The sequence below is a fragment of the Streptomyces sp. NPDC032161 genome (assembly GCF_040636995.1).
Classification (GTDB): Bacteria; Actinomycetota; Actinomycetes; order Streptomycetales; family Streptomycetaceae; genus Streptomyces.
Genome location: NZ_JBEZVN010000016.1, coordinates 125190 through 136605, shown reverse-complemented (window position 1 = coordinate 136605; position 11416 = coordinate 125190). Strand labels below are relative to the sequence as shown.

Genomic DNA, 11416 nt, shown 5'->3' with positions numbered 1-11416 from the left:
AGGCCGGCGATCACCATCATCACCCGGGCGGGGCGGCCCTCCCAACTCACCGCCCGGTCGCGCCCCCACCCCTCCGGCCGGCGCCGCGCCTACCCCCGCGGTCGCTGCATCCACTCCCCCGAGTTCACGGTCGTGAACTACTGTCCGCCCTTTTGCACGAAGGAGCGCACGAAGTCCTCCGCGTTCTCCTCCAGCACGTCGTCGATCTCGTCCAGAACCGAGTCGACGTCGTCGCTCAGCTTCTCCTGGCGCTCCTTGAGGTCGTCGGACGCCTGTGCGTCCTGCGCCTGCTCCTCGACCTCCTCGGTGGAACGCGTCGCCCTCTGCTGTCCGCCGCCGGTGTCCTTGGTCGCCATCTCGCTCACCCCGCTCGGTTCGAAGCACTTGATTCAGACCCTACCCACGAGGTCCGGCATCGGCCCGGTACTTGCCGGGACGCCCGGGGTCATCTCCATGATTCCCCGGTCGCGGCCCTTTCAGCCGCCCGACAGCACCTGGACCAGCTCCTCCGCGGTGCGGCACCGGTCCAGGAGTTCCTTGACGTGGTCACGGGTGCCGCGCAGCGGCTCCAGGGTGGGCACCCGCTGCAACGAGTCGTGACCCGGCAGGTCGAAGATGACCGAGTCCCAGGACGCCGCGGCCACGTCGTCGGCGAACTGCTCCAGGCAGCGACCGCGGAAATAGGCCCTGGTGTCCTCCGGAGGCGCCGTGCGTGCCTTCTCGACCGCGTCCTCGTCCAGCAGCCTCTTCATCTTGCCGCGGGCCGCCAGGCGGTTGTACAGGCCCTTCTCGGCCCGTACGTCGGCGTACTGGAGGTCCACCAGATGCAGCCGCGCGGCGTCCCAGTCCAGGCTGTCGCGGCGGCGGTACCCCTCCATCAGCTCCCGCTTGGCCACCCAGTCCAGCTCGCCGGACAGGCTCATCGGGTCGCTCTCCAGCCGGCCCAGGACGTCCTCCCAGCAGCCCAGGACGTCCTTGGTCTGCGCGTCGGCATCGGCCCCGTAGCGGTCCTCGACGTACTTGCGGCCCAGCTCGAAGTACTCCATCTGGAGCTGCACCGCCGTGAGAGTCCGGCCGTTGCGCAGCGTGACCAGCTGCTTCAGCGTCGGATCGTGGGAGACGTGGTGCAGGGTGCGCACCGGCTGGTCGACCGCGAGATCGACGTTGATGAAGCCGTCCTCGATCATGGACAGGACCAGCGCGGTGGTGCCGAGCTTGAGGTAGGTCGAGATCTCCGACAGGTTCGCGTCACCGATGATCACATGGAGCCGGCGGTACTTCTCCGCGTCGGAGTGCGGTTCGTCGCGGGTGTTGATGATGGGGCGCTTGAGCGTGGTCTCCAGCCCGACCTCGACCTCGAAGTAGTCCGCGCGCTGGCTGATCTGGAAGCCGTGCTCGTGGCCGTCCTGACCGATGCCCACGCGGCCCGCTCCCGTGACCACCTGGCGGGAGACGAAGAACGGGGTCAGGTGGCGCACGATGTCCGAGAAGGGGGTCTCCCGCTTCATCAGGTAGTTCTCGTGCGTGCCGTACGAGGCGCCCTTGTTGTCGGTGTTGTTCTTGTAGAGGTGGATCGGCTGGGCGCCCGGGAGCTGCGCCGCGCGCTCGGCCGCTTCGGCCATGATGCGCTCGCCGGCCTTGTCCCAGAGGACCGCGTCCCGCGGGTTGGTGACCTCCGGGGAGCTGTACTCGGGGTGCGCGTGGTCGACGTAGAGGCGGGCACCGTTGGTGAGGATGACGTTGGCCAGGCCGATGTCCTCGTCGGTGAGCTGGCTGGAGTCCGCGGCCTCGCGGGCGAGGTCGAAACCCCGGGCGTCCCGGAGCGGATTCTCCTCCTCGAAATCCCATCGGGCGCGGCGCGCCCGGTGCATCGCCGCCGCGTAGGCGTTGACGATCTGGGACGAGGTGAGCATGGCATTGGCGTTGGGGTGGCCGGGGACGGAGATCCCGTACTCCGTCTCGATGCCCATTACTCGCCGTACGGTCATGCGGCCCTCCTTGCCCGGCGGGCGCTCCCCTCGGGGGCGGCGCTCGCATACCGCTGCTGGTCCGGTGCCTGTGTGCGGTGCCCGTTCCCGCACTGCGCGACCGGGCGGTACGCAAGAGCCTAGAGCGACTCCGCACCGGTGGGGCGCTGTCGGGTGAGCTGTCCGGAAAGCGACCGGCTGCGGATGCCCGACCGGGCATCCGCAGCCGGTCCGTGTTCTAAAGGTACTGTCCGGTATTCGCCACCGTGTCGATCGAGCGACCGGTGTCCGCTCCCTGCTTTCCGGTGACAAGGGTACGGATGAATACGATCCGCTCGCCCTTCTTGCCGGAGATGCGGGCCCAGTCGTCCGGGTTGGTGGTGTTCGGCAGGTCCTCGTTCTCCTTGAACTCGTCCACGCACGCCTGGAGGAGATGGGAGACGCGCAGGCCCTTCTGGCCCTGTTCGAGGAATGCCTTGATGGCCATTTTCTTCGCCCGGTCGACGATGTTCTGGATCATCGCACCGGAATTGAAGTCCTTGAAATAGAGGACTTCCTTGTCGCCATTGGCGTACGTGACTTCGAGGAAGCGGTTCTCCTCGGACTCCATGTACATCCGCTCGACGACGGACTGGATCATGGCGTGCGCCGCGGCTTCCTTGGAGCCGGAGTGCTCCGTGATGTCGTCCGCGTGCAGCGGCAGCGAGGGGGTGAGGTACTTCGCGAAGATGTCCTTCGCCGCCTCCGCGTCGGGGCGCTCGATCTTGATCTTCACGTCCAGGCGTCCGGGCCGCAGGATCGCGGGGTCGATCATGTCCTCGCGGTTGGAGGCTCCGATGACGATCACGTTCTCCAGGCCCTCGACACCGTCGATCTCGGCGAGCAGCTGGGGGACGATGGTGTTCTCCACATCCGAGCTGACGCCGGAGCCACGGGTGCGGAAGAGGGACTCCATCTCGTCGAAGAAGACGATGACGGGGGTGCCCTCGCCGGCCTTCTCGCGGGCGCGCTGGAAGACCAGGCGGATGTGGCGCTCGGTCTCGCCGACGTACTTGTTGAGGAGCTCCGGGCCCTTGATGTTGAGGAAGTAGCTCTTTCCCGCGGGCTGGCCGGTGACCTCGGCGACCTTCTTGGCAAGGGAGTTGGCCACGGCCTTCGCGATGAGCGTCTTGCCGCAGCCGGGCGGGCCGTAGAGCAGGATGCCCTTCGGCGGCCGCAGTTCGTGCTCCTTGAAGAGGTCGGGATGCAGGTAGGGCAGTTCGACCGCGTCCCGGATCAGCTCGATCTGGTCGCCCAGGCCACCGATCCGGTCGTAGTCGATGTCCGGCACCTCTTCGAGGACGAGCTCCTCGACCTCGCTCTTGGGGACCACTTCGTAGACGTAGCCGGACCTGGGTTCGAGCAGCAGGGCGTCACCGGGGCGGATGGTGGTGTCCAGCAGGGGCTCGGCGAGCCGTACCACCCGTTCCTCGTCGGTGTGCCCGATGACCAGGGCCCGCTCGCCGTCCTCGAGGATCTCCTTGAGGGTGACGATGTCCCCGGCACGCTCGAATTCCATGGCGTCGACCACGTTGAGCGCTTCGTTGAGCATGACTTCCTGGCCGCGCCGGAGTTCGTCGAGCTCGATACTGGGACTGACGTTCACCCGGAGCTTGCGGCCCCCGGTGAAGATGTCGCAGGTACCGTCCTCGTTTCCCTGGAGAAACACACCGAAGCCGGCCGGCGGCTGCGCGAGCCGGTCGACTTCTTCCTTCAGGGCCACGATCTGGTCGCGGGCCTCGCGGAGCGTGTTGGCGAGCCGCTCGTTCTGTGCGGTCACTCCCGCCAGATTGGTCTGCAACTCGACGATCCGCTCTTCGAGAATCCTCGTATGGCGCGGAGAGTCGGCGAGCTTACGTCGCAGGACGGCGATTTCCTGCTCGAGATAGGCGACCTGGCCGGCTGGGTCTTCGGACCCCCGCCCGGGCCGGATGCCGCGGTTGATGTCGTCGTCGTGGGCTGCCACGGTCCTCACCTCCTCCAAGGGGAGCTGGACGCTTCCTGACCCTACCTGGGTGGGTGATGATTGAAACCCCTAGATCACAAAGACTGCGGGGCGTGTCCGATCTTCACCCTTGCGTTCCCCCTCGTCCCTGGGGAATACCCACCCTTCAACATCGGAAAGCGGCCGGTTGTATCGTCGAACCGATCAACACACGTCAGGGCCGGCCACTTCTGGTTCGGAAAAGCAGGGAACGACAGGAGAGACGACCGTGCAGCAGGACGCTCCGACCGGCGGCGACGCGCAGGATCTGGAGGTCTGGATCGACCAGGACCTCTGCACGGGGGACGGCATCTGCGTGCAGTACGCGCCCGAGGTGTTCGAGCTGGACATCGACGGTCTGGCGTATGTGAAGAGCGCCGACGACGAGTTGCTCCAGGACAGCGGGGCGACGACGCCCGTGCCGCTGCCGCTGCTCCAGGACGTCGTCGATTCGGCCAAGGAGTGCCCCGGCGAGTGCATTCACGTGCGTCGCGTGTCGGACAAGGTCGAGGTGTTCGGCCCCGAGGCCGCCTGATCCACCGACCCGGGCGTCCGGTCCCGTGCCGGCTCCGGCCGGCGTGACCGGTCAGGCGCCGACCGGGGTGGCGGGGACGGTGCCGGCGGTGCGGACGAAGGCGCCGCCCTGCCAGCGCCAGGTGACCGCTTCGCGCTGGTCGGGGCAGCAGCGGGGCACGTTCTCGGAGGAATAGCCGAGCAGGGTGGCGGAGACGACTCCGTCACGCACCGCGAGAGCACCGACGCTCATCTGCTGGGCGGGGTCCACCAGGGTCGCCACGACCCTGGGCGCGGCCCCGCTCGCCTGGGTGAGGACGTAGACGCCGCTGGGCGGGGTGCCGGAACCGGCGGCGCAGTGGACCACGGCGACGGTCTCGGGGCGGCCGTCGCCGTCCAGGTCGCCCGCGGCCCGCCGGGCGACGGTGTGCTCCAGGCCGCCGCAGTCCAGGGGATAGGTCGCCCGCAGCGGATCGGGCGCGGCCGCGGGAGCCGGTCCCTGCCCCGCGGTGGTCCGGTGGGTCGACGCGGATGCCGTGGGCTCCGGCTGGAGCATGCCCGCGCCGGCGACGACGGCCGCCATGGCCGCCGCGGTGGCGAGCCAGTGCAGCGGCCTGCTGTCGTTGTGCGCGAGGTCCGGGAGCTCGGAGGTCTGCACGCGGGATGTCTCCTGTGGTTCCTGTGGACGAGGATGCCCCGGGCCGGGCAGCCTCCGGGAGGCGTCCGCGACGGCGTGGGAGCGGCCAGCATCGTGCCACACCGGGCGGAGCGGTGGAAACGGTGGGGTCGGCACGGATGACTGTCCGTAGGGACAACGAAGGGGCGCCGCCGTCGAGTTCCCCGGTCGGTCCGGGAACTCGGCGGCGGCGCCGGTACGTTGCGCGGCCGGCCGCGCTCGGATGCGCGAAGGGCTCAGCCGCGCGAGGAGGAGCCGCTCTGGCTGCCGGGACCGTCGTAGTCCTCGCCGTAGGCGCCCTTGGCGGGGCGGCGGCGGCGCAGCGGGGGCTCCACACCGTCGGCCAGACGGCGGGCGGTGACGAGGAAGCCGGTGTGGCCGATCATGCGGTGGTCCGGGCGGACGGCCAGGCCCTCGACGTGCCAGTTGCGGATCATCGACTCCCAGGGCTGTGGTTCGGCGAAGCAGCCGGTCTCACGGATGGACTCGACGGTCCGCGCGAGCTGGGTGGTGGTCGCGACGTACGCGCAGACGATGCCGCCGGGCACCAGCGCCTTGGAGACGGCCTCCAGGCACTCCCAGGGGGCGAGCATGTCGAGGACGACCCGGTCGACGTCGGTGTCCGAGAGGTTGTCCTGGAGGTCGCCGACGGTCAGCTGCCAGGCGGGGTGGGGTTCGCCGAAGTAGCGCTCCACGTTCTGCCGGGCGATCTCGGCGAAGTCCTCGCGGCGCTCGTAGGAGTGCAGCATGCCCTGCTCGCCGATGGCGCGGAGCAGGAAGGTGGACAGCGAGCCGGAACCGACGCCGGCCTCCACGACGCGGGCGCCGGGGAAGATGTCGGCGAAGGCCAGGATCTGCCCCGCGTCCTTGGGGTAGACCACGGCGGCGCCGCGGGGCATGGACAGGACGTAGTCGGGGAGCAGGGGGCGCAGCGCGAGGTAGGCGACGTTTCCCGTGGTTCGGACAACACTGCCCTCGGGGGCACCGATCAGCTCGTCGTGCGGGAAGGAACCCTTGTGGGTGTGGAAGTTCTTTCCGGCTTCGAGCGTGAAGGTGTAGTGGCGTCCCTTGGGATCGGTGAGCTGGACCTGGTCCCCGACCTTGAAGGGCCCGCGACGGCGGGCGGCACCGGTCGGTTCAGACATGTGACCAGCGTACCGGTGATTCGCGGTGCTCCGGCCGCGAGCCCGGGCTGCTGCGGGGCCCCGGCCGGGCCCGTGGTCAGGCGGCGGGCCTGGCCAGGGCGGCGACGAACGCCCGCTCGACGTCGGCGGTGGAGAGCACCCCGTAGATCTCGCCGGTCTCCTCGACCACGAGGTACTCGGTGGCGGGGGTGGCCCTGAGCCGGTCCAGGAGCGCCTCGCCGGCCAGTTCGGCGGAGACCTTCATGCCGTCGGTGAGGTCCTGGGAGAGTCCGCTCACGGCGACCCAGGGGCGGCGGTGCTGGGGCACGGAGACGATGGCCGTCTCCCGGACGACGCCCGTGGGTTCGCCGTGCCCGTCGACGACGACGAGGGCGCGGGCGCCCGCCTCGTTGGCCCGGCGCAGGGCCTCGGACAGCGGGGTGTCCGCCTCCACGGGGACGGCACGCCGGGTGAGGGTGCGGGCGCGCAGTTCGGGGAGGTGTTCGCGCAGCCTCGCCATGCGCAGGCTGTTGCCGGCGCCGGTCCAGATGATGGCGGCGAGGATGGCGGCGAGCAGCGCGTCGGTGACGGTGTCCGTGCCGCTGAGGTCGCGGGGGTCGTTCCCGAAGGAGCCGGTGTGGGTGAGCAGCGGGAGGCCGATGAGGGTGACGACGGCGAGGGCGCGGCCGACCCAGGCGGCGGCGACGGTGCCGCTCATCGGGCGGCCGGTGATCTTCCAGACGACGGCGCGGAGCATGCGTCCGCCGTCGAGGGGCAGGCCGGGGAGCAGGTTGAACGCGGCCACCAGGAGGTTGGAGATCATCAGGCCGGCGAGGACGACGCCGGGGACGGTGCCGGGTTCGACCAGGCCCATCCCGGCGTAGAAGAGACCGGCGAGCACCAGGGAGAGCAGCGGGCCGACGAAGGCGAGCACGAACTCGCGGCCCGGCGTCTCGGTCTCCTTCTCGATCTCGGAGACGCCGCCGAAGAACTGGAGCTGGATGCGGCGGACCGGAAGCTCGTAGCGCAGCGCCACGACCGTGTGGGCGAGCTCGTGGACGAGCACGGAGGCGTAGAAGGCGATCGCGAAGAAGAGGGAGACCAGGTAGCGTGCCGCGCCGAGTTCGGGCAGCACCCGTTCGAGCTGGCCGCCGAAGACCCAGGTGATGAGCGCGGCCACGACGAACCAGCTGGGCGCGACATACACGGGCACGCCGAAGAGACGGCCCATGAGGAGGCCGCCTCCGGGCGCTTCGGGGCGGCGCGGTCCGCCCTTGTCCGGGCCGGTCCCGGGGGCCTGTCCCCCCGCGCCGGGGTGCGGGCGCCCGCTGTCGCCGCTCTCGTCCACGAGGTCCCTTCGGTCGGTGCCCTGTTTCACGATCATGCCGTGTCCGGGGGTGTGTGGTCGATGGTAAGCCGACGGATGTCCGTGGCGGGCCGTAGGGTCTTCGCATGACCTCCCTGCCTCGGCCGGCCCAGCCGCCTTCGTCCCTCTCGCCGTCGCGGGCCGGCGATTTCATGCAGTGTCCTCTGCTGTACCGCTTCCGGGTCATCGACAGGCTGCCGGAGAAGCCGAGCGAGGCGGCCACCCGGGGGACGCTGGTGCACGCGGTCCTGGAGCGCCTCTTCGACGCCCCGGCGGCGGAGCGCACGGCCCGCAGGGCGACGGCGCTGATCCCCGCGCAGTGGGACCGACTGCTGGAGTCGAGGCCGGAGCTGTCGGAGCTGTTCACGGAGGATGCCGGGGGCGAGCGCCTGGCGCGCTGGCTCTCGGAGGCGGAGCGCCTGGTGGAGCGGTGGTTCTCGCTGGAGGACCCGACGCGCCTGGAGCCCGCGGAGCGGGAGCTGTTCGTCGAGACGGAGCTGGAGTCGGGGCTGCGGCTGCGCGGGGTGATCGACCGGATCGACGTGGCGCCGACGGGCGAGGTCCGGATCGTGGACTACAAGACGGGCAAGGCACCGCGTCCGGAGTACGCGGAGGGCGCGCTCTTCCAGATGAAGTTCTACGCCCTGGTGGTCTGGCGGCTGAAGGGCGTGGTGCCGCGCCGGCTCCAGCTGGTCTATCTCGGCAGCGGGGACGTCGTGACGTACGACCCGGTGGTGGGCGATCTGGAGCGGGTCGAGCGCAAGCTGCTGGCGCTGTGGGAGGCGATCCGGGTCGCGACGGAGACGGGCGAGTGGCGGCCGCGGCCGACGAAGCTGTGCGGCTGGTGCGACCACCAGGCGGTCTGCCCCGAATTCGGCGGGACTCCCCCGGTGTATCCGCTGTCGGTACGCCCGGCTGAGCCCGGTCAGGATGTCCAGGGCAGAATGGACCCGGCCCGCGCCGAGGCCGCCGGGCCCGTGACCGTCGAGGGACCCTGAGGAGACCTTGTGGCAATCCGCGTCCTGCTGGTCGACGACCAGCCGCTGCTGCGCACCGGATTCCGGATGATCCTGGAGGCGGAGAGCGATATCGCGGTGGTGGGTGAGGCCGGGGACGGCCTCCAGGCTCTCGACCAGGTGCGGGCGCTCCAGCCCGATGTGGTGCTGATGGACATCCGCATGCCGCGGATGGACGGCGTGGAGGCGACGCGGCAGATCACCGGTCCGGACCGGGACGGTCCGGCGAAGGTGCTGGTGCTGACCACGTTCGATCTCGACGAGTACGTGGTGGAGGCGCTGCGCGCCGGTGCCAGCGGCTTCCTGCTGAAGGACGCCCCGGCCAACGAACTGGTGCAGGCGATCCGTGTGGTCGCGGCGGGCGAGGCGATGCTGGCCCCGAGCGTCACCCGCAGGCTGCTCGACAAGTACGCGGACCACCTTCCCTCGGGCGAGGAGCCGCTGCCGGACACACTGCACACGCTGACGGACCGCGAGGTCGAGGTGCTGAAGCTGGTGGCGCGCGGGCTGTCGAACGCGGAGATCGCCGCGGACCTCTTCGTCAGCGAGACGACGGTCAAGACGCATGTCGGCCATGTGCTGACCAAGCTCGGTCTGCGCGACCGGGTGCAGGCGGCCGTGTACGCGTACGAGAGCGGTCTGGTGCGCCCCGGGGCCCAGTGACCGGCGTGCGCTCCGACGCCCGGTGAATGGCCTTCGCCCCGGCGTGCGGCCGGGGCCGGGGCGCGTTTGTCGGGCCGGGGGCATGACCGCGTGCCGCCGTGTCTCAGACGGCGTCGCGGCTCAGCTCCCACAACCGGATCTCGGCAGCGGAGTTGACCGCCCATTCGACGCCGTTGAGCCCCGTCCGGGAGGCGGCGTACTGCTTGCCCTGCCAGATGGGCAGGACGGGGACGTCGTCGGCGACGATGTCCTGGAGCCGCCGGAAGGTCTTCGCCGCGGCGCTGCGGTCGGTCTCGCGGCGGGTCTGCGGAATGAGCGTGTTCTGCGCCAGGGCCGACGTGTAGGGCGAGTTCAGGAAGTTGTTCCGGTCGAGGAACGGTGCCGTGTAGTTGTCCGGGTCGGGGAAGTCGGGGAACCAGCCGAATCCGTAGACGGCGTAGTCTCCGCGCACCTGCGCCGGCCGGAACCGGGCCCAGTCCGTTCCCTGGATGCGGACGTCGAACAGTCCGCTGTCGTTGAACTGCTTCTGCAGGGCCCGGAACTCGGCGGCGGTGGAGGCGCCGAAGTGGTCGGTCGTGTAGTGGAGCGTGAGCTTCACCGGGGTGGGTACGCCCGCCGCCCGCAGGATCGCCGCGGCCTTCGCGGTGCCGGGTTCGCCGTACTTGTTGTAGAACGAGTTGGTGTGCGCGGCGATGCCCGAGGGGATCAGCGAGTACAGCGGTTCGGCGGTGGTGCCGTACACCCTCTCCGCGATCTCCCCGCGGTCGACGACCTGGGCCATGGCCTGGCGGACCGCCTTGTTCCGGACGGCCGGGTCGTCGGTGTCGAAGCCGAGGTAGCGGATGGCGAGGCCGGGCATCTCGGTGAGCCTGACGCCGTCGCCGGGATCGTCGAGCAGTCGCCGGGACTGCTCGGGCGACATGGTGCGGGTCATCATGTCGATCCTCTTGTCGTCGAACGCCTTCCCCATCGCGTCCGCGCCGGGGAAGAGGTCCAGTTCGACCCGGTCGTTGCGCACGTCCAGGTCGCCCTTGTAGCGGGGGTTCCTGGTGAAGACGACCTTGACCACCCGGTCGTGCTCGACCTGCGGCTTCATGGTGTACGGGCCGGAGCCGTCGACCTGGAAGCCGGTGCGCGGGGACTTCGCCGCGTACCTGGCCCGCGGCACGATCCCGGCGACCGGGGTGGCGAGCTTGTACGGGAACGTGGCGTCGGGCGCGCGGAGGTGGAAGACGATCTCCCGCTCCCCCCGCGTCTCGACGGTGTCGATGCCGGACAGCAGGGCCACCGGGCCGTTGGGGGCGTCGATGCCGATGACCCGGTCGATCGAGTACTTCACGTCGTCGGGGGTGACGGGGGTGCCGTCGGAGAAGGTGAGGCCGGGGCGCAGCCTGCAGCGGTAGCTCTCGTTCCGGGTGTCCGTGAAGCCGCAGCTCTCCGCGGCCTCGGGCACCGGCCGGCCGCCGCCGCGCGGTATGTGCAGGAGGGACTGGACGGTCTGGCGGAGCACGTTCCACACGCCCGCGTCGTACCCGACCGCGGGGTCGAAGGGCGCGGGGTCGTCCTCGGTCGCGACGAACCGGTCGGTGGTGCCGACGACGATCGCGGCCCGGCCGCCGTCGGCCTCGGACGCGCCGCACCCGGCGAGCACGGGTGCGAGCACGCACGCGACGGTCGGCAGCACCAGGGTCTTGCGGTTCATCTCGGCGGCTCTCCCTCGTCCGGGCATTGAGAGAGCGACCTTAGCGGGCCGGGTCGTTCACGCCCGGCCGCCGCCGCACGACGCGTGACCGGACGGTTATGGAGAATGACGGCGAGCCGATTTCCCTGCCTCGAAATTCATCCCCCAGACAGGGACCAAACGGGACAATTCAAAGCGGCAAAAGGGGCACCTGGGAAGATCCTGGGAGTCTTCCGTGAGAAATTCGGTGACCAACCTCACGCCCGCGCCATTTCCTCCCCTGTTCATCCTTCCGGGATTTTCCCACGCGTCTGCGACAGAAAAAGCACGAACTCCCGCCGAGTGCTTTCGATTCGTTCACGGGAAATCCCGGGAATTGATCACGTG

Annotated in this window: 10 protein-coding genes; 3 read left to right on the top strand and 7 right to left on the bottom strand. The window is 70.0% G+C overall.

Going from position 1 to position 11416, the window contains the following annotated elements:
• Positions 1-137: 137 nt before the first annotated feature.
• From AB0E67_RS24415 to arc, 3 genes are all read right to left on the bottom strand, one after another.
• Entirely contained in the window at positions 138-356 is a 219-nt protein-coding gene (locus AB0E67_RS24415) for a ubiquitin-like protein Pup (RefSeq protein ID WP_073787958.1), read from the bottom strand.
• A gap of 120 nt (positions 357-476) precedes the next feature.
• Positions 477-1988, bottom strand: a complete 1512-nt coding sequence (gene dop / locus AB0E67_RS24410) for a depupylase/deamidase Dop (protein ID WP_362030457.1) — start codon at positions 1986-1988, stop codon at positions 477-479.
• Between the two features lie 217 nt (positions 1989-2205).
• Complete coding sequence (arc, locus tag AB0E67_RS24405; RefSeq protein ID WP_360107918.1) at positions 2206-3972, bottom strand: proteasome ATPase; 1767 nt, start codon at positions 3970-3972, stop codon at positions 2206-2208.
• Positions 3973-4219: 247 nt separating this feature from the next.
• Here arc and AB0E67_RS24400 point away from each other — a divergent pair, with 247 nt between their 5' ends.
• Entirely contained in the window at positions 4220-4525 is a 306-nt protein-coding gene (locus AB0E67_RS24400) for a ferredoxin (protein WP_073787857.1), read from the top strand.
• Between the two features lie 51 nt (positions 4526-4576).
• Here the strand turns inward: AB0E67_RS24400 and AB0E67_RS24395 are convergent, their stop codons facing one another.
• The 3 genes from AB0E67_RS24395 to AB0E67_RS24385 form a co-directional block, all read right to left on the bottom strand.
• On the bottom strand, positions 4577-5161 hold the full coding sequence (locus AB0E67_RS24395) for a hypothetical protein (RefSeq protein ID WP_362030454.1): 585 nt from the start codon (positions 5159-5161) through the stop codon (positions 4577-4579).
• Positions 5162-5415: 254 nt separating this feature from the next.
• Entirely contained in the window at positions 5416-6324 is a 909-nt protein-coding gene (locus tag AB0E67_RS24390; RefSeq protein ID WP_073787859.1) for a tRNA (adenine-N1)-methyltransferase, read from the bottom strand.
• A gap of 76 nt (positions 6325-6400) precedes the next feature.
• A complete protein-coding gene (locus AB0E67_RS24385) occupies positions 6401-7651 on the bottom strand; it encodes a site-2 protease family protein (RefSeq protein ID WP_362030473.1) in 1251 nt (416 codons plus the stop codon).
• A 170-nt stretch (positions 7652-7821) separates the two neighbouring features.
• On the opposite strand from AB0E67_RS24385, the gene AB0E67_RS24380 reads away from it, so the two are divergent.
• Together AB0E67_RS24380 and AB0E67_RS24375 are read left to right on the top strand one after the other, a co-directional pair.
• Positions 7822-8667, top strand: coding sequence for a PD-(D/E)XK nuclease family protein (locus tag AB0E67_RS24380; protein WP_362030471.1), 846 nt, complete (start codon positions 7822-7824; stop codon positions 8665-8667).
• Between the two features lie 9 nt (positions 8668-8676).
• Positions 8677-9348, top strand: coding sequence for a response regulator transcription factor (locus AB0E67_RS24375; RefSeq protein ID WP_073787861.1), 672 nt, complete (start codon positions 8677-8679; stop codon positions 9346-9348).
• Between the two features lie 103 nt (positions 9349-9451).
• Here the strand turns inward: AB0E67_RS24375 and AB0E67_RS24370 are convergent, their stop codons facing one another.
• Positions 9452-11050, bottom strand: coding sequence for an ABC transporter substrate-binding protein (locus AB0E67_RS24370; protein ID WP_362030451.1), 1599 nt, complete (start codon positions 11048-11050; stop codon positions 9452-9454).
• Positions 11051-11416 lie beyond the last annotated feature (366 nt).

Bases quoted from the DNA above. Each gene is read 5' to 3' on its own strand.
- AB0E67_RS24390 (WP_073787859.1), bottom strand. From the start codon at position 6,324: ATGTCTGAACCGACCGGTGCCGCCCGCCGTCGCGGGCCCTTCAAGGTC.
- dop (WP_362030457.1), bottom strand. From the start codon at position 1,988: ATGACCGTACGGCGAGTAATGGGCATCGAGACGGAGTACGGGATCTCC.
- AB0E67_RS24415 (WP_073787958.1), bottom strand. From the start codon at position 356: ATGGCGACCAAGGACACCGGCGGCGGACAGCAGAGGGCGACGCGTTCC.
- AB0E67_RS24380 (WP_362030471.1), top strand. From the start codon at position 7,822: ATGCAGTGTCCTCTGCTGTACCGCTTCCGGGTCATCGACAGGCTGCCG.
- AB0E67_RS24370 (WP_362030451.1), bottom strand. From the start codon at position 11,050: ATGAACCGCAAGACCCTGGTGCTGCCGACCGTCGCGTGCGTGCTCGCA.